This window comes from Paraburkholderia fungorum (genome assembly GCF_900099835.1).
Taxonomy (GTDB): Bacteria; Pseudomonadota; Gammaproteobacteria; order Burkholderiales; family Burkholderiaceae; genus Paraburkholderia; species Paraburkholderia fungorum_A.
On sequence record NZ_FNKP01000003.1, the window covers coordinates 320,487 to 339,300 of the forward strand.

General features: G+C 61.0%; 17 protein-coding genes. 6 read left to right on the plus strand and 11 right to left on the minus strand.

Annotation, left to right across the window (positions count from 1 at the left end; genetic code table 11):
• Positions 1-83 precede the first annotated feature (83 nt).
• From BLS41_RS30795 to BLS41_RS30840, 10 genes are all read right to left on the minus strand, one after another.
• Positions 84-1,004, minus strand: a complete 921-nt coding sequence (locus tag BLS41_RS30795; RefSeq protein ID WP_074771489.1) for a LysR family transcriptional regulator — start codon at positions 1,002-1,004, stop codon at positions 84-86.
• A 259-nt stretch (positions 1,005-1,263) separates the two neighbouring features.
• Entirely contained in the window at positions 1,264-1,905 is a 642-nt protein-coding gene (locus BLS41_RS30800) for a dihydrofolate reductase family protein (RefSeq protein ID WP_074771490.1), read from the minus strand.
• A 184-nt stretch (positions 1,906-2,089) separates the two neighbouring features.
• The gene (locus BLS41_RS30805; RefSeq protein WP_171910355.1) at positions 2,090-3,202 is read right to left on the minus strand and encodes a succinylglutamate desuccinylase/aspartoacylase family protein; all 1,113 of its coding nucleotides are present in this window, start codon (positions 3,200-3,202) and stop codon (positions 2,090-2,092) included.
• A 31-nt stretch (positions 3,203-3,233) separates the two neighbouring features.
• Positions 3,234-4,526: an MFS transporter gene (locus tag BLS41_RS30810; protein WP_074771491.1), complete on the minus strand. Its 1,293-nt coding sequence runs from the start codon at positions 4,524-4,526 to the stop codon at positions 3,234-3,236.
• Between the two features lie 261 nt (positions 4,527-4,787).
• Entirely contained in the window at positions 4,788-6,011 is a 1,224-nt protein-coding gene (gene andAa / locus BLS41_RS30815) for an anthranilate 1,2-dioxygenase system ferredoxin--NAD(+) reductase (RefSeq protein ID WP_074771492.1), read from the minus strand.
• A complete protein-coding gene (gene andAb / locus BLS41_RS30820) occupies positions 6,001-6,324 on the minus strand; it encodes an anthranilate 1,2-dioxygenase ferredoxin subunit AndAb (protein WP_074771493.1) in 324 nt (107 codons plus the stop codon). The genes andAa and andAb overlap by 11 nt, the downstream gene beginning before the upstream one ends.
• Before the next feature lie 10 nt (positions 6,325-6,334).
• Positions 6,335-6,808, minus strand: a complete 474-nt coding sequence (gene andAd, locus BLS41_RS30825) for an anthranilate 1,2-dioxygenase small subunit AndAd (RefSeq protein WP_074771494.1) — start codon at positions 6,806-6,808, stop codon at positions 6,335-6,337.
• A 13-nt stretch (positions 6,809-6,821) separates the two neighbouring features.
• On the minus strand, positions 6,822-8,093 hold the full coding sequence (gene andAc, locus BLS41_RS30830) for an anthranilate 1,2-dioxygenase large subunit AndAc (RefSeq protein ID WP_074771495.1): 1,272 nt from the start codon (positions 8,091-8,093) through the stop codon (positions 6,822-6,824).
• An 85-nt stretch (positions 8,094-8,178) separates the two neighbouring features.
• Positions 8,179-9,489 (minus strand): NAD(P)/FAD-dependent oxidoreductase, encoded by a 1,311-nt coding sequence (locus BLS41_RS30835; RefSeq protein ID WP_083380166.1) that lies wholly within the window; start codon positions 9,487-9,489, stop codon positions 8,179-8,181.
• A complete protein-coding gene (locus BLS41_RS30840; RefSeq protein ID WP_074771496.1) occupies positions 9,490-9,972 on the minus strand; it encodes a DUF3830 family protein in 483 nt (160 codons plus the stop codon).
• 280 nt (positions 9,973-10,252) lie between these two features.
• On the opposite strand from BLS41_RS30840, the gene BLS41_RS30845 reads away from it, so the two are divergent.
• The 6 genes from BLS41_RS30845 (at position 10,253) to BLS41_RS30870 (ending at position 17,251) form a co-directional block, all read left to right on the plus strand.
• Entirely contained in the window at positions 10,253-10,891 is a 639-nt protein-coding gene (locus tag BLS41_RS30845) for a redoxin domain-containing protein (protein WP_074771497.1), read from the plus strand.
• Between the two features lie 17 nt (positions 10,892-10,908).
• Positions 10,909-12,876, plus strand: a complete 1,968-nt coding sequence (locus BLS41_RS30850; protein ID WP_083380167.1) for an alpha/beta hydrolase domain-containing protein — start codon at positions 10,909-10,911, stop codon at positions 12,874-12,876.
• A 65-nt stretch (positions 12,877-12,941) separates the two neighbouring features.
• Positions 12,942-13,682: an SDR family NAD(P)-dependent oxidoreductase gene (locus tag BLS41_RS30855; protein WP_074771499.1), complete on the plus strand. Its 741-nt coding sequence runs from the start codon at positions 12,942-12,944 to the stop codon at positions 13,680-13,682.
• Between the two features lie 49 nt (positions 13,683-13,731).
• Complete coding sequence (locus BLS41_RS30860; RefSeq protein WP_074771500.1) at positions 13,732-14,967, plus strand: dienelactone hydrolase family protein; 1,236 nt, start codon at positions 13,732-13,734, stop codon at positions 14,965-14,967.
• A gap of 95 nt (positions 14,968-15,062) precedes the next feature.
• Complete coding sequence (locus BLS41_RS30865; RefSeq protein WP_074771501.1) at positions 15,063-16,229, plus strand: pyridoxal phosphate-dependent aminotransferase; 1,167 nt, start codon at positions 15,063-15,065, stop codon at positions 16,227-16,229.
• Between the two features lie 317 nt (positions 16,230-16,546).
• Positions 16,547-17,251, plus strand: a complete 705-nt coding sequence (locus BLS41_RS30870; protein WP_074771502.1) for a GntR family transcriptional regulator — start codon at positions 16,547-16,549, stop codon at positions 17,249-17,251.
• 188 nt (positions 17,252-17,439) lie between these two features.
• Here BLS41_RS30870 and BLS41_RS30875 read toward each other — a convergent pair whose 3' ends face one another.
• Complete coding sequence (locus tag BLS41_RS30875; protein WP_074771503.1) at positions 17,440-18,558, minus strand: porin; 1,119 nt, start codon at positions 18,556-18,558, stop codon at positions 17,440-17,442.
• Between the last annotated feature and the right edge of the window lie 256 nt (positions 18,559-18,814).

Below are 18,814 nucleotides of genomic sequence, written 5' to 3' on the forward strand. Positions count from 1 at the left end.
GCCAAGCTGTTACCCGCGAACAATCCGCCGGGTAGCGAGGACGAGGAGCGTTATCTGTCAACAGCGGCGCGTCATTCGGCAAGCTAGTTTTCTGATGGCGTGCCGCGTTGGCTGTAGCCAGCGGCACCAAGTATCTCTTCGACGAAGGCGACGAATGCCCGCGCCTTCGCACTCACCAGGCGTCCGGCCGGGAAGACCGCCCACAGGTCGATCGACGGTAATTCCCAATCGGTCAGTACGGCCTGAACCGTGCCGTCGGCAAGTTCCGGCGAGAACATCCATTCCGATGCAATCGCCAGGCCCATGCCGCCGAGCAAGGTCGTACGCATGCCCTCGGCGGCGCTCACGCTGACGCGTCCGGACACCACCACCGCCACTTCCTTGCCGTGCTGGCTGAATGCCCACGACTCACCACCGCCTCGCAACGAATACACGATCACCTGATGCTGGCTGAGGTCCGCAGGCGTCTTCGGCACGCCCGCTTCAGCGAGATACGCAGGCGTTCCAACAACCCGTCGACGGCTTTGCGCAATGCGGCGTGCGGTCATCGTCGAGTCGTCTAGCGAGCCCATGCGCAGCGCTACGTCCACACCATTTTCGAGCAGATCGATGGTGCGATCGTCCAGCACGATATCGATCTGCAAGTTAGGGTGCCGGTCCAGAAATGTCTTGAGTGCGGGCAGAATATGCAGCCGCGCGAAGGTCACGGCTGCGCTGACGCGCAGTACGCCGGATAGTCCGGTAGACGCGTCGCGCGCGACATGCTCGGCGAGGTCCACTTCTTCGATTGCGCGCCTTGCGTGCTCGTAGAAGCGCTGACCTGCATCAGTGGGCGTCAGGCCGCGTGTCGAGCGCAACAGGAGTCGCACGCCGAGCCGCTCCTCGAGTTGCGCGACCGACTTCGACACGGCAGGTTGTCCGAGCTTGAGCCGCTTGGCGGCTGCCGAGAACGAGCCCGCCTCCACTACGCTCACATACGTTTCCATTGCTGCCATCCGGTCCATGCCGCTGCTTCTCCTCGAGGACCGTGAAGTCCGTGTCGTGGCTGAGATGTGTTCAGCCGGGAGTCTATCGCGTCAGACCGGCCTGAAGGTTGGCTGCGTAGCCGTGAATCGCCTCTGCAACCTGCGGCGGCGACCGGCCAGCGGACCGACAAGCGTCCGCATCGATGCGTCTGCATGGGTTGATCATTTCCCTCGCTCAAACACCGGCATTATCTCTGTAGGCACTCGCCGGAGGACACCAGCCAACCTTTTGCTGACGCTATTTCGCGAGGACAATGTGCGTGGCCCGTTCCGACGATACGTGCTCGACGGTCCGATAACCCAGAGCGCGAAGATCGAGGCCGCTAAAGAGCGACTCTCCCTGGCCGAGCGCAGTCGGCGCAAAAGCAAGGTGAATTTCATCGACGTAACCGGCCCGAATATACTGCTTCACGGTTTCGACGCCGCCGCCAATCTTGACGTCCTTTCCGGCTGCCGCTTCGCGCGCCTTTTCGAGCGCGCTCTCAATGCCATCGGAAATGAAATGGAATGTCGTTCCGCCCAGCATCTCGATGGATGATCGCGGATGATGCGTGAGTACAAAGGTCGGTGCATGGTACGGCGGATTGTCGCCCCACCATCCTTTCCATTGATCGTCCGGCCATTCTCCACGAACCGGCCCGAACATATTGCGGCCGAGAATGAAAGCGCCGAAGCCGTCCATTGCTCGCCGGGCGAACTGGTCATCAAGGCCCGTGTCACCGTCTTCTTTTCCGACCATCTGCCGAAAAGTGCGCGTGGGGAAAAACCACTGGAATAGCTCCTCGCCTCGCATACCCAGCGGATGATCGACACTCTGGGCAGTACCGGCAGCGAAGCCATCAAGCGACACACTGAATCCAGCAACTTTTACCTTGGTCATTGCGCGTCCCTCCGGGATGTGAGCGAAGTGGTCAGAAAGCCAGTTGATAGTTTGGCTCTCATCCACACGACGCGCAATGCGAGGGTAAATCGACAACGATTCGATTCAGTGGAAACCCGAACGCGGTAACTACTCCGCCGAGTTTCCCTTAGCACAGGCCCGCGCAGTCTCCCGGAAACCCGGATCAAACACGCGCAAAATCGTTTGCCGCGATCTTGATCACGATGTCGTTCGGCCGCACCAGGCGGTTCGACACAGCCGCGTAAAGCCGCCCAGGACGCAGCGCACGAATCTGCGTGCGAGCCTGTGCAGGATCGTCGGCGGCAGGGTCGATGATCTCCGCGATCACATCGCCCGCTTTCACGTCCGTGCCCAGCGGAAACGGATAAACGATTACGCCGCCCACCGGCGTACGCATCATCGAAATCGCTTCGTGCGGGGTTTTCTCGCCAGCCCACTTTGCATTCGCGTCGAACTCGCCTTCCACTACGCCGATTCGCGCCAGATGCCGGAAGATCGCTTCTGCGTCGCCGCGCGCGAGTTCATCCGACACATCGGCCGCGCCGCGCATTTCGATCGTCACACTGACGTTGCCCTGCGGAATCGGAAAGCGCCCGCCGAACTGCTGCGCCATATCATGCCAGGGCTTGCTGCATGTACCGTCGAACAACACTGGCGTATCCGTGACATGGACCAGGCCCGGATCGATCTCGGCGACGAACGGATCGAGCATCGCCTCGCACCAGGGCGCCACCACCATCCCCGCGATAGCAACGAGTTCCGTATGCGAGTCGACCACAAAATCCGCGTCGATGGCGAGCTTGAGCAACGTGGTCTGAAGCGACTGCACTTCGTTGGCCGGCTTGAGCGCGTCGAGCGTCTCCTTCAACGCCGCGCGAATGACGGCCTTATTCGTTTCGGCGTCGGCGCCGAGTCTGCCTTCGACACGCGCCGCCACGCCGCTGCTCAGACTGGGCCAACCACGGTTGTAATTGCCGCCGCCATCGAGCGCTTCCCGACCGATCTGATTACCCAGAACGTTATCCGACAGACCAATCGGATTCGCATACGGCACGATCACCAGTTCACCCTTGAACTTGCCTGCCCGGTCGGCAGCCAGCGCGAGGTCGAGCAGATGATGGCCGATCAGCAGTCCCGGCGTTTCGTTCGCATGCAACGCGGCCTGGAAGTACGCTTTCGGACGCGCGCCGGCTTGACCGATGCGGTGCACTTTCAGCGAGCGCTGGGTGCCGGGACTGGATGAAAGAATGGGTACAGATTCGATCGTATGTGCCACAGAAACTCCTATTACAGATAGCTGGCGAGCCTTACTTCACTTCGCCTGAAATGTTGGCTTGAAACGGCCGCTCGCGAGTCGGCCTCGTTTCATCGCCGATGCCGGCAAAGCGGGGATACGCGCCGAGCAGAAGAAGCACGCCCGCGCCCGCAACGACCACCACCGCATTGATCAACAATACAGCGTCGTAGCCGTTGAGCACGGTCAGCAGTTTGCTGAACGAAAACGGCCCCAGCCCTGCGCCGACTGCAAAACCGATGAACACGCCGCCATAAATTGCACTGTACGCACGCATGCCGAAGTAACGCGACACCAGATAGGCGAGCGCATCGTATTCGACGCCCGACGACGTTCCCACGATCAGCACCAGCAGCGAAGCGACCCAGAAACTCGTCACACCATGCGCCAGCAGCACGAACGACAACGCACACGGCAACAGCATGCAGAAGACGACAACCGGTGCCCAGATGCGATCGAGAAACCAGCCTGTCAGCAACCGACCGATCACGATACCGATGCCGTACCACGATGCGATGCTCACCGCGTCGCTCATGCTGAATCCCGAGCGTGTCCAGAAGCGTTCGAGATTGGGCGCAATACCGGCGAGCGCGAGTGACAGCAGGAAAAAGCTCGCGGTCAGCAGCCAGAACGCGGGCGTCTTCAATGCCTGCCCGAACGCGAGGCCTGGAATTGCGGCAGACGCATCGCTGGTTGCAACGGCGGCGCTGGCGGCATCGACCTTCGGTTCGCGGAAGAAGATGAAGGCGATAGGCAGCGTGATCACCAGCAGGAAAGCGCCGAGCCCGACATAAGCGAGCCGCCATCCCACCAGCGCCATCATGTGAAAAGTGTAGAGCTTGATCAGCGCGCCGAAGATGCCGGTACCGACCAGGCAGATTCCAAGCGCAATGCCGCGATGCTGTTTGAAATGCACGACGACGCTCTTCGTCCACGTCACCGGCAGCGTGCCTGCACCCAGCAGCGTGATGACCGCATACGTCAGATAGAACATCGCGATCGAACCGTTGGAGAACGCCAGCAGCATCCATCCGATCGCGAGACCGATTACCGACGCCAGCACGATCTTGCGCGGACCGACGCGGTCGGCCAGCGTGCCGATGTACGGTCCGACCAGGCTCGATCCGAAGAACAGGATCATGAACGTGAGCATGACTTGCGAATCGGCCCAGCCGAAGGTCTTGGTGAGCGACGGCAGAAAGACACCCGCACTGTACGACGCCATCGTCGTCAGGCTGGTGCCGATGCCGATGGTCGCGGCAAGAATGATGCCCCACCCCGTCTTGAATTCATTGGTACTCGACACGAGACTCCCCTTTTCCAGATTTCGAGCCTGACGACGTCAGATCGAGATTACTCCTCGATCCGCTTCGCCCGAATATTTGATCAAATAATTATGTGATCGAGACTGATTTTTTGTGGGCAAAAATCGGCTGTCAAGCGAATTACGACAAGACGCACAAAAGCCTTCATTTAGCGGGTTTTCACGCGGCATGGACGAACAGCGGCCATCCCCGAAACCCAAGGTTTGGAGAACGGACCGCTCGCAACCCCAACGATTTCCAGCCTAGTTGATCAACATCGATCGGAGTGGCACAGCCGGATTGGCCAGCCCTGCGGGATCGAGCGGACGATCCGCTGCAACCAGGCGCTTGCACGCACCCATCTCCCGCCCCGCATTGATCGCGACGACCGCGCGCAACCGGTCGGCCTCGTCGAGCGCCATCACGCAGAACGGACCTTCTTCGGGATTGCCGCGCGTCATCAGCCTGTGCTCCGCCTCGATCATGCCGAGTGTCTGGATATTGCAGTCGAACTGATCCGACCAGAGCCACGGCCACTCTGCATAAACCTGACTGTCGCCGAGCATGTTCGCCGCCGCGATCGCGGGCTGATTCTCCGCGACCTGCCACGATTCGATGCGCACACTCCGTGCCAGTAGCGGATTGAAATGCTGCGTCACCTCGCCCGCGGCGAAGATGGCGGGATCGGCAGTACGGCATTGCTCGTCGACGACAATGCCGTTGTTCACGTCGAGACCGGCGGCCTGCGCGAGTTCGATATTCGGCAGCACGCCGATTCCGATTACCACGATGTCCGCCTCGAGTTCGCCTCGACTGGTCTCGATCAGCGCACGGCCGTTGCGATAGCCGATTGCTGAGGGCGTCGTATCGAGCCATAAATTCACGCCACGGCGCGTGTGCAATGCGGCCACGAACTGACTTGCCGCGTGTGGCAACGAACGCCGCAGCAACACGCTTGCCGGTTCGATCACGGTTGCCGTGCAGTTGGCCTGCGTGACCGCAGCCGCTACTTCGAGTCCGATAAAGCCGCCGCCGAGAATCGCCACCTGTTTGCCTGGCGCGAGCGCAGCGCGCAACGCGAGCGAATCGGCCAGCGTACGCACGTAGTGCAACGGCACGCGCGGATCGACCGGTCCGTCGAACGATCGCACGCGGGAGCCGGTGGCGAGCAGCAGCCGGTCGTAGGCCACTTCGTTGCCGTCGTGCAGATGAACAACCGCACGCTCACGATCGATCGCGTCGACGGTCGTGGACAGGCGCAACGCGATATCCTGCGCGCCGTACCAGTCAGCGTCGCGAATGAACGCTTTCTGTTCGCCACCCTCCGCGAGCAACGCATCTTTCGACAGGATCGGCCGGTCGTAGGGCGCATGGGGCTCCGCGCCGATCATCACGATGTGCGCGCCGGGATCGCGTGCGCGCAACGTTTCCGCCGCACGTCGCGCTGCATGTCCCGCTCCGACGATCACATGCCGGTCAGTCGACATGAATCTCAACCCGCGAGTCGACGATACGAATCGGAAACGCACGCACCGCCTCGGTGATCGGCGCGCAACGTGGCGCGCCCGTGCGGATGTCGATCAGACCTTGATGCAGCGGACATTCGACGCAACCGTCTTCCACATAGCCGTCCGACAGACGCGCATGACCGTGCGTACAGAGGTCGTTCAACGCAAACACTTCCTCACCGAGGCGGAACACCGCGATCTGCCGGTCGCCCGCAAAAACTGCAGCGGGTTCGCCTTCGGTGAAATCGTCCAGCACACCAATGGGTTGCCAGTTTTCGAGTGTCTGTTCCATATGCCCTCCTTCAGATCGGCGTCGCGAGCAGCGTTTGCACTCGCGACGTGTCGTACACCACGCGCTTACCCAGATAGCGCAAACCGTCCGGCGTACGCACCACGCGGTCGTAATACTTGCCCGCCTGGTACACGTCGGACTCGCCGTTCGAGCGCGTCTGCACCACGACGTAGCTGCTCTCGGTTTCGATCACACCGTTCTCTTCACCGGTAACGACGAGCCCCGACGTCATATGCCGGTACGTGTGATCTTCATAGATGTTCGCGTTGCGCAACGACACCACGCGATCGCGCAGCATGCGCTGGTTCGTGCAATAGATGATGCCGATCGGCAAGCCCATGTCGGCGTTTTCCTTCGGCACGATCTCGTAGGTGCAGTCCTCGGTGAACAACGTCGGCCATGCTTCGAGCCGGTCGTTGTCGAGGTGACTGATGTACTGGTTCTGCAGCATGTGCAATTCGAACCACAGCTTCATCGCTTCCATCTGCGTACCCTTTTCAATAGCCCATCAATTTCTGATAACCGACCCAGAAGCGGCGGATCAGGCTTTCGGTAATCACCGTGTCCTGCTGCTCGGGATTGCCGCGCGACATTTCGATGACCGAGGTCGCATCGCCGTCGCGAATCGTGCCGCGCTGGACGAGTTCGGTGGCTTCGGTGTCTTCCATCGAGATATAGCCTGCGGGGCCGACGAGATTCGCCTGCTTGATGCGCAGTTCGCGCAACTCGGGCGTGTCGTCCGTGTAGCCGAAGAAATGGAAAACCAGTTCGAAATTGTTCGGGCCTTTCGGCAATAACTGACGCGCGACCAGCGTGTTGTGAATCTGCTGGACCACCAGTTGCGGGAAGATCGGCTGGATGTGATTCGTCGTGTCTTCTTCGTACTCTGAGATATGACCGAGCACGGTGTCGTCTTCGAGCGAAAAGCCTTCGTCCATCGAGCGGATGTTCTGCTGCTTGTAGGCCGCCGACGTGTCCTCGCCCGTTTTCGTGACCGTGATGATGCTGTGCAGACCGTGAGTCGCGTCGGGTATCGAACGCGCTTTCATACCGACACGGAAGATGTTGAAGGTCGTATGGAACAGATGCAACATGCTCGCGTGATACGGGTCCTTCACATTCTCGAAGTAGAGCTTCCAGTTCGACTTCGAATACTGCCGCGTGCAGCCGAGATACTCGATCGGCTTATGAAAAATGCGGTCGATCCAAGGCCGCATTTCCGCGCCGAGATACTCGGGCAACGGCGCGACTTCATCGCTGAACGATGCGAACACCAGGCCCTTGTAGCTGTCCACCCGCAGTTTGCGCAGGCTGTGATTCTTCGGATCGAAATCGGCGGGCATGCCGGTCATGCCTTTCTGTCCGCGACGGAACGGCACACCGAGCAGGTTGCCGCTGTTGTCGAAACTCCACTGGTGATACACGCAGGTATGCGATGTCGCGTTGCCGCGTGCCTTGCGGCACACTGATGCGCCGCGATGCGCACAGCGGTTCACCCAGGCCGATAGCGAGCCATCTTCCAGACGCGTGACGACCACCGGCGTGTCGCCGACGAAGGTGCTTTTGTAGTCGCCCGCGTTGGGAATTTCCGCTTCGAGCGCGACGAAATTCCACGTCGGCCCACGATAGATGCGCTCCTGCTCGCGCTCGTACACGGCTTGCGAGCTGAATACCTTGTACGGAACCCGCGAACCGTCGTCGTGCGGAAACACGACGTGATCGGAGTCCACCTGCTTCACGAGCCTGATCGGAGATTCGATCGCTTCCATCATTCATTCTCCACAAAATACGCGAGCGGCTCAGTCACGCACGAGAGCGTAGCCGCGCTTCAGATTGATACGGATTACCAGGTGACTAGCGACGCATCGCATCCTGCAGGATGCCCACCGGCAGCAGAAGCTGCGGTACATAACGGGCGAACGTGTGAGCCTTGATCGGCGCCGCCGAGGTAATGGGCAGCGGCAGCACTTCAGGATCGCGATCCACGACGTAAGAAGCGAGGCGCTGTCCTAACGAGGTCGTCATGGCGATACCCCGGCCATTGCATCCGAGCGGCGCGAACCAGTTTTTGCCGACCTCGAAAAGCCGGGGCAGGAAGTCCGGCGTCAACGCCGCGCCGCCGCTCCAGATGAAATCGAATTTCACCTCATAGAGCTGGGGGAAAATCCGCTCCATGCGCCGCGCCAGCGAACGCAGCAGACGCGGCTCCGCCATCCATTGCGACACCGGCGCCATACCGCCCGTCACGATCCGTCCATCTGCCGTGAAGCGCAATGCGAACAGATTGTTGCGGGTGTCCGACAAAGCCTCATTGCCTTTGAGGATCGTACGGCGCACGTCAGCAGAAATAACCTGAGTGGCCAGTTGGAACACCGTCAATGGCACGAAGCTGCGCGCAACGGCTGGCGCCAGCGACTGCGGGCCGCCCTGCATCGCATTCGTGCACTGGAGGATGGTGTTGGCCGTGATAGAGCCGGTCGGTGTGTGCACGACATAGCGGCCACCACCAGACCCGACGCGCAACACCGGCGACTCGCAGAAAATCCGGGCTCCCTTTTCCGACGCCACCCGCGCCAGTTCCTGCGTATAGCCGAACGGATTGAGATGGCCGCCGCTTGGGTCGTAGAGCGCGCCATGAAACGTGTCGCTGCCGATCCGTTGTCTGGCTTCCGCTGCGTTAAGCCAGGTCGCCCGCGAGCCGGCGCGCTGCCATGCCGAAACACGCGCCTGCAGGCCCTCCACCAGTTCTCCCGCATGCGCCGGGTTGATCCAGCCGCCCTGCACCGCGTCGCACTTCAACTGATGGCGCTCAATCGTACTGAACACCGTTTGCGCGCCGTCCGCGACGAGCCGCACCAGCTCCGGTCCGTAGCGATCGCCCAGCAGCCGCACGACGTCGAGCGGACCGACACGCGGCAGGCTCGGCACCACGAGACCGCCATTGCGGCCAGAGGCCGCCGCAGCCGGATGTTCCGCCTCGACAACCGCCACGCTGACCCCGCGGCCGGCCAGTTCGAGCGCCGCGTTGAGTCCCATGATGCCTGCGCCGATCACGACCACGTCGCAGTCGATATCGGCATCGAGCCGGGGAAAGGCGATGGCCGCGCCGGCCGCAGTGGGCCAGTAGTTTTGCCGGAGCGCGTGCCGATGAGCTTGCGGAGCCATTTACGCCCTCGACAGGCTGAGCGTGCACGCACCGGCACGGCGAATCGCGCCGCAGCCCTTCGCCAGCGCGTCGAGATCGTCGCGATCGGCGCGCGCCACCACGTTCCCGGCGAGCCAGCCGATCGGGAACAGCATCCGGCCGCCTGGACCGTAGAAGAAGCCCAGGTCGAATACAGGCTGCGGATTGCCGCCCCACATTTTCGCGGGCACATAAGCCAGCACCAGGTCGCCGGCCTGCGGCGTGACCGTCGCGTTTTCCGGCGCCAACGCGCGAGCATTGCGTTGCGGATCGATCATCTCGGTCGGAATCGGGCAGGAGATCTCCGGGCCCGTCCACATGGCATGAATCGCCGGCATCTCACGCGGCGTCGCCAGCAAATCCCACAGGAATTCAGTGCTTTCCGGCGCCTGCTGCTCCAGCAACTGGAAACGGATCTGCAACCCGCTGCGCGCTTCCGACACGACAATGCTTTTGGAACTCATGATTTCTCCACTTAATTTCTCGTGTCCCGACGGCCGCTCTGACGACCTCCCGTTCACGCTCGAAATCATTTGATCAAATAATAATTAATTGTGCAACTGGCAAATTTTTCACGGATTGATCGGGTCGACGCTCCGTCATTATCGGGAACAAAAGGCTTGACATGGCTTTTTTACACAGCGAAACTCAGTCCAACGATCATTTGATCAAATAATTTTTCCACGTGACGGACGGCAGCAGCACCACTCAGGCTGCCTCGAACGACCGGACAGGACTATTCGCATGACGCTCTCAGTTGGAACCTTGCTGCCTGAATTCGAAGCCGTGTCGAACCAGGGCCCGATGAATTTCGCCGACTGGCTCGGCGACGGCTGGGCCCTCGTTTTCGCATTCAAATCGATGTCGCCGACCTGCAGCACCGAATTCGTCGCACTGGACCAGTTGCACGCCGAATTCGAGCGCTGCGGCGCACGCGTGCTAGGCATCTCGGTCGATCCGCAGGACATGGTGTCGGCGTGGCTCGAGGATCTGCGCGAAATGCTCGAATGCACGCCGACGTTTGCGCTGATCAACGATCCGGCCGGTGAAGTGCCCGCGCTGCTCGGCTTGCTGGACCCGCACGCATCGTCGCCGTCGCTGTTGCGCTCGGCTTATCTGATCGCGCCGGATCGCCGGGTCGCGATAACGCTCACCTATCCGGTCACGAACGGCCGCAACTTCAGCGAAATTCTGCGTACCCTCAAGGCAGTGCAACTCACCGCGAGCAAGCGGGTCGCGACCTCGTCGACGTGGACTGAAGGCGAACCGGTGATGCTGCCGCCGTCGCTCGCGCAGGACAAAGCCGAGCAGATGTATCCCGCTGGCGTGCAGGTGCTGCGCCCTTATCTGCGTATCGTGGCGCAACCCGTCGAGCAATCCTGAAAGCTGGAGAACGATCAATGCCAGGCGTCAAAAAACTGGAAATCCTGTCGCGTCAGCCGGTGTTCGAGGGCGTCGCGTTCGGCAAGGACGGATGTGTCGGCAGCTACGAACTGGTGTCGGGGCGCGCTCATTGCGAGATCGACCCCGACGCGCCGCTGAACCGCGACATCGCGAACCTCGTGCACGCACCGCGTGCGTCGAACGGTATGGTCGAATACAGCGTCGACTTTCATATCTATAAGCCCGTCGATCTCGCTCGCGGCAATGGCTGGCTGTTTTACGAGTGGCTCAATCGCGGCACCCAGCGAGGCGTGGTGCGCATCAACAATGCGCCCGTGGTCGCGTTGCCGACCCAGCCGGAGGACATCGGCAACGGCTTCCTGATGCACGAGGGCTATTCGATCGTCTGGACCGCGTGGCAAGGCAATGTCGAGCCGGGTGGCGGCCGTATGCTGGCGCAGTTCCCGGTGGCCACACGCGACGGTCAACCTATCGTCGGCAAGGGCTGGGAAGAGTTCGTGCTCGATGCGCCGGACTCCATTCGCGGGGCGATCCTTCAGGAACTCAGCAGCGACAGCTACGTGCTCACGCTGTCGTATCCGGCCGCCACTCTGGACGCGTCGAGCGCGAGCCTCACCGCGCGGCAGAACGAGCGCGATCCGCGAGTGGCCGCAGCAGGAATCCAGTGGCGCTTTCTCGACCGGAACCGGATTCAGATCGACCGTCTGCCCGATTGCAAGCTCGACCGCGGCGCAATTTTCGAATTCATTTACGACGCACAAGACCCGGTGGTGATGGGCCTCGGCTATGCGAGCGTGCGCGACGTCATGGCGTTTTTGAAGTACGAAACCCAGGACAGCGAGGGCACACCGAATCCGCTCGCACCCGCGAACGGTCAGCCAACGCGCGCGCTCGGCTTCGGTCTGTCGCAAAGCGGACGCGTGCTGCGCGACTTCATCTATCAGGGCTTCAACGAGAGTCTCGACTCGCAAATCGTCTTCGACGGCGCGGTGCCGATCATTTCCGGTTCGCGCCGCGCATGGGTCAACGCGCCGTTTTCGCAGCCAGGCCGCTATTCTCGCCAGCATGAAGATCACAGCTTTCCGGGCGATCAATTCCCGTTCGCCTATCAAACGCTGAGCGACCCGATCAGCGGAAAAACCGACGGCATCTTCGCAAAAGCGCGTGCTTCAGGCACTGCGCCGAAGCTGATGCATATGGATACGGACTCCGAAGTCTGGTCCGCGCGAGCGTCGCTGGTCGCGACGGATTGCGAGGGACGCGACCTGCCCGACGATCCCGATGTGCGTCTTTATCTCGTCACCGGTATCGCGCATGGCGACTATCCGTTGCCGAACTCACCGGTTGTGCTGTACGCGAGCAACCCGCTCACCTACGGTGCAACGCTGCGTGCTTTGCTGGTCGCCATGCGTCGATGGGTCGACGATGGAATCGAGCCGCCTGCGAGCGCGTTTCCTTCCCACGCGAATGGCGGATGGTGGACGCTCGCGCAATTCGTCGAACGTTTCGAAGGCGCGACGGGGCTCGAAGGACCCGGCGTGATCAACGAGCTGCGGCTGCTCGATCACGACTCGGTGCCGCCGCGCGAAGGGGATCGTTATCCGGTCTTCGTGCCCGCCGTCGATCAGGACGGCAACGGCACGGCCGGCATTCGTCATCCGTTTGTCGAGGTCCCGCTGGGAACGCATGCGGGATGGGCTCTGCGCGCGCCGGGCTATGCGCCGGGCGGCCTGTATAGCGTCTATGGCTCATACGTCCCGTTCGCACGCGGTGACGTTCTGGCCGCTGTTCCGCGTGACCGCCGTGCCTCATTCGAAGCGCGCTACGGCAACGAACAGGCGTGGCGCAAAGCGCTGGTCGCAGCCGCCTCGCGACTGGCCGACAAGCAGTGGATGCTGCCCGAGGATGTCGAGCGCCTCTCCGCGATGCTCGCCGACAGCCAGGACGTCTTCCACATCATCTGACACGCAGCACGACCGGCGCCACCGTGGTTTCGCGCCGCCCGCCTACCTTAACTGCCCTCTTTCCGATGACGATCGATAAACATACCGTCGCGCTGGTCACCGGCGCCGACCGTGGCCTCGGAGCGAAATTCGTGGAAGTCCTGCTCGCGCAGGGCGCCGGCAAAATCTATGCGGCCATGCGCCGCCCGGCCGAACACCCCGCGTATCCGGCCGATAGCCGCGTGGTGCCGCTGCAACTCGACGTCACCGATGCCAGTCAGGTCGAAGCCGCCGCGCGCATCGCCACCGACGTCACGCTGCTGATCAACAACGCAGGCGTCAACTTCCAGGCGGGCGCGTTGTCGGCGAGTCAGCCCGACTCCGCGCGCCGGGAAATGGAAGTCAACTACTTCGCCACGCTGTCGATGGCGCAGGCGTTCTCGCCGCAACTGATCGCGGCGCGCGGGGCGATGGTCAACATCCTCTCGATCCTCGCGCGCATCACGCTCGCGCCGATGACCACGCTGTGCGCGTCGAAAGCGGCGGCATTGCGTTTGTCCGAAGGGCTCGACGCCGAACTCGCGCCGCACGGCGTGCGCGTGTTTGCGGTGATGCCGGGCGCCATCGACACCGATATGAGCCGCGATTACGAAGGCGACAAGCTGTCGACCGATGCGGTCGTCCACGCAACACTGGCTGCGCTCGACGGCGGCGAGCGTGAAGTCTATGTCGGTCAGATGGCGAACGACGTAGCCCGCATGCTGGCCGCCGATCGCCTCACGATTCAGACGCAGATCGTCGGCGCACGCGCCGCCTCTGCCGGTTGACGAGCACGCGCGACCACCACAGGCATTCAAGCGAATTGACGAGGAACGAATGGGACGCTTCATCGAGGTAACGAGTCACGACGGCAAATCGTTTGCCACTTACAAGGCTACGCCCGCGCAAGGTTCGGGACCGGGGCTGATCCTGCTGCAGGAAATCTTCGGTATCAACGACTACATGAAGTCGATGGCCGACCGCTTCGCGGAAGAAGGCTATGTGGTGCTGGTGCCGGATCTGTTCTGGCGCATGGAGCCTGGCGTCGTGCTGGGTTACGGCGAGCAGGATTTCGCAAAGGCGCTGCAATTCAACGACAAAATCGATCTCGACCTCGCCTTGCGCGATATCGAATCGTCCATGCAGGCTTTGCGCGCTCAGCCCGAACACGCGGGCAAGATCGGCGCGATCGGCTATTGCCTCGGCGGCAAACTCGCCATGCTGGCAGCGGCACGCACGTCGATCGACTGCGCGGTGAGCTACTACGGCGTCGGGCTCGATGCATTTCTCGACGAAGCACCGCGCATCCAGTGTCCGATGGTGTTCCACTTCGCCGGCGACGATGCGTTCTGCCCGCTCGACACGCGCGAGACGATCATGCGCGCACTGGCCGTCCAGCCGCAGATCGAACAATACGTCTATCCGGGTTGTGATCACGCATTTGCGACACCGGAGCGCGAGCACTTCAACAAACCGGCCACGCTGATGGCGTATTCGAGAACGCTCGCGGTATTGCGCAAAGTACTCGGCCCGGTACACGACCTCGACGCTCTCTGGGAAAAACACTGCTACTACGAGTTCGCCACGCGCGACGTGAATGCGATCATGCCGACCATGGTGGCCGAACCTTACGTCAACCATGTGCCGACCATGACGGGCGGTGTCGGCCATGACCAGCTCAAGCGTTTCTACAAATATCACTTCGTCGATGCGAATCCGGCCGACACCCGGTTGATTCCAATTTCGCGCACGATCGGCACCGATCGCATCGTCGACGAATTCGTGTTCTGTGCGACCCACGATCGCGAGATCGACTGGCTGCTGCCCGGCCTCGCGCCCACCGGCAAGTACTTCGAGATTCCGATGCTGGCGGTCGTGTGTTTTCGCGGCGACAAGCTCTACAACGAGCACATCTACTGGGACCAGGCGTCGGTGCTAGTGCAGATCGGCGCGCTCGATCCGGCGGGCCTGCCCGTCGCCGGAATCGAGACCGCCCGCAAGATGATCGACGAAAGCCTGCCGACCAATACGTTGATGCCCAACTGGGCAAGCAGTGAAGGCAAGCCGGTCTGAGCCGTCGCCGCGAACTTCGCTGCGTACTTTTTTACCAACCCGGTCCGCACCCGCGTCTTCTGTGACGGCGGGCAGCGACACCCTGGAACCGATACATGAAACTCGCTAAACGCATCACCGAAACGTCGAAAAAATCGTATGGCATGTACGAAAAAGCCCGCAATCTGCCGGGCGATAACGCCGACCTGATTCATCTGGAACTCGGCTGCCCGCACGCCGACACCCCGTTGCCGATCAAGCAGGCCACCGTGGATGCGCTGATGCGAGGCGAAGTCCACTACAGCGACATGCGCGGGCTTCCGGCATTGCGCGAAGCGCTGGCGGGCAAGCTGCGCGAATTCAACCGCCTCGACGTAACGGCCGACGACATTCTGGTCACCAACGGCCTCACGCATGCGTCGTTCGCCGCCTTCTTCGCGTTGATCGATCAAGGCGATGAAGTGATCCTGCTCGCGCCGTATTACCCGCAGCACATCGGCAAGATTGAACTGGCGGGCGGCAAGCCGGTGATCGTCGATCTGGACCGCGCGAACAATTTTTCCATCGACACGGCCGCAATCGAAGCCGCGATCACGCCGCGCACCAAGGCAATCGTGATCGTCAATCCCGCCAATCCGACCGGCCGCGTGTATAGCCGCGACGAATTGCAGGCGCTGGCGAATCTCGCCATTCGTCATGATCTGGTGGTGCTGTCCGACGAAGTCTACGAAGAGATCGTCTACGACGACGCGAAGCACATCAGCATCGGCTCGATTCCGGGCATGAAGGAGCGCACGATCTCGATGTTCGCGTTCACCAAGTCTTTTGCGATGGACGGCTGGCGCGTCGGCTTCATGACCGCCCCCGCCGATGTGATGCCCGGCCTGCTGAAGATCACGGCCAACGATGTCACGCATGTCAACACGTTCATTCAGGCGGGCGCGCTCGCGGCCGTGACGGGTGAGCGCGCCGTGCTCGCGCAACTCGTGAACGACGACAAGGCCAAGCGCGACGTCGTCGTGGATGCGCTCAATACGATGCGCAATGTCACTTGCGCGCGCCCCGAAGGCACGATTTACGCGTTCGCGAACATCAGCGCGACCGGACTGAGCGCGCAGGAATGCGCGGATCGCATTCTGGTCGAGGCGCGCGTGGTCGTGGAAGCAGGCAGCTTTTACGGCAGCGCCGGCGAAGGCCACCTGCGCGTGTGTTTCGGCTCGGAATCGAAGGAGCGGATCGTCGAAGCGATGGCGCGCATGAAGGCGTTCTTCGACGCGCTGTGAGGTTTCGCGCCCCGCTGTAAAGTTTTCCTCGTGATGTTTGTTGTTGCTATCTTCGCCGGTCAGAAATTCTTCTCTGACCGGCTTTTTTTTGCCTCATAGCAAACTCCGGCTGCCGCTGCGGTCTCGCCGCGCCGTTTGACTTTCCGGCTGGTTCCGCATTGAAATTGGCGCTTATAAACTGATCAAAACAAAAAATTGCGCGCCATTTTTTTGGCGGATGATACTTTCAGACGGAACGGAGGGTAGTCTGGAGCGCCGGATCCACAATCAAAATGATAAAATTCAGGGAGTTTTGATCTAACGATCACGGAGCAATCATGGCTGACCAGATCCAGCGCGTCGTAAAGCGGTCGACGATGCAGGAGTCGATTTATACGCAGTTGCGCACCTCGCTCATGCAAGGGCGTTTTGAACCCGGTACCCAGTTGACCGTCGCCACGCTCGCCGAGGGTTTCGGCTCGAGCGCCATGCCCGTGCGCGAAGCGCTGCGGCAACTCGTGGTGGAGAATGGGCTGGTGGCTTTACCGAACGGCACGATTCAGGTGCCCGAGGTGACCACCAAGCATTTGCAGGATCTGTGCGAAGCGCGCATTGCGCTCGAAGGCCTGGCCACCGAAATGGCCTGCGCGCACGCAGACGAAGCCGCCGTGCGCAAGCTCAAGCGGCTGATCGCCGAACACGAACTTGCGATCAAACACGACGGCATCCACGAAAGCCTCGTCAAGAACCAGGAGTTCCATTTCCTGATCTATCGCCTGTCCGGCTCAACCGTGCTGCCTCAGTTGATCGAGACGGTGTGGCTGCAATGCGGGCCTTACATGCGGGTCATTACGGAAGAAGTCGAACGCAATCAGGAAGTGCCGTACAACACGGCCGGCACCAACTACCATCACATCGTGATAGAAGGATTCGAGAAGCGCGACGCTGCGTCGGCGCGCGCCGCGATGGAGAAGGATATCCGCTCGTCGTTCGAGTTCCTGCTCGATATTCTGCATCGACGAGACACCAGCGTGACGGCGTGAGCTTTCACGCAAATTAGCCGCATATAGCGGCTAATTTGTGGCGACGCTGGTCAGCGAACAGCCTGGCCAGGTCGCTCAACTTTCGGCATTGTTTGATTGTTGAAGGGCGCGCCATCCGGTCGATCGCTCAGCGTTACACACCCTTCGCGATTGCAGATGGCGCGTGTCCGCGCCTTTCACATGCGCCGTCAGAATTTATGACGAATACCGATGTCCGCGACAACCTGATTCGCATTCGACGACGTACCAATTCCAATGATCGCGGCCCTGGCGTTATTGCCTTGCGCGTGCTCGGCCAACAGCATTGCGTAGACGTCGGTGCGCTTTGAGAGGGCGTAGTCGAGCGTCGTGCTCACCTGGTGCAATTTGGTCGCACCGACGGCAGTCATGGTGTACCCCGCCGCCGCCTGCAGCGCGGGCGTCAGGAAGTAGGTAAAGCCAACCTGGCCGTTGCGGAACATCACGTTTTCGATGTCCTTGCCGCGAGTGCCTGCATACAACGACTGGGTGTACATCGCATACACGAACGTGCGGCTAAACTTGTAGCTCGTTGCAATACCCATCGTGCGCAGATAGCTGCCGCCCACAACGACGCTGCCGCTCGGCAAGCCGGTCAATGACGAAACATCGAGAGACGACGCCGATCCTGATACCTCGGTATAAGCCGCCGCCACATTCCACGGGCCGGCGTTGTACGTTGCCGAATAACTGTATGCCCGACCTTCGCCGTTGATGTCGCCAGTCAGATTCGAAAAGCCGTACATCGCACCGAACTGGAAACCGGACCAGACAGGCGTCATGTACTGAACCGAATTCGCGAGCCGCAACGAATTTGCGCGGTCGTTGGCGAACGGGTGATCGGAATATTGGCCCAGCAACCACGTCGAGGTTTCGTACATGCCCAGCGTTGCGCCCATGTAGTCGTACTGATTCCCCATCGTCAACGTGCCGTAGCGGTCGTCTTTCAAGCCGACATACGCCTGCCGTCCGAATAGCTTGCCGCCCTGCCCCAGCGCCCCTGTGCTCGTACTGAACCCATTCTCGAGCACGAAGATAGCGCTCGTGCCGCCGCCCAGATTTTCGACACCCTTGAAGCCGAGCCGGTCGGCCTGCATCACCGAGGTGCTCTGCATGAATTGACTCTTGCCGCCAATGTTGCTGACGTAACCTACGCCCGCGTCAACGATGCCGTACAAGGTGACGGAACTTTGCGCGTTCGCGGCCCCGCTAAACGCGAGCATTGAGGCGATAGCCGCGCCTGTCAGAAGTAGCGAGGGCAAGTGGCGAAGGTACGGGCGTCTGGTCATGATCTGAAGGCTTTGTAGAGAAGTCGGCTAGTGGAAACCGGCTCGACATCTGCCGGTTTTCTTTATTTGATCAAATTATCATTTGATGCCTGACATTCTTTTTTGGCCAATATCGTTTGTCAAGAACAACGTAAATACGGCTATCGCAAAGTGTTGCTCATGCAACAGGCGTCACCCAAGCTCGCCTCAGCGGTGAATTTTCGCAACCCAAAAAATATTTGATCGAACGATCAGGCGAATGCGTATCGCCCTGGAC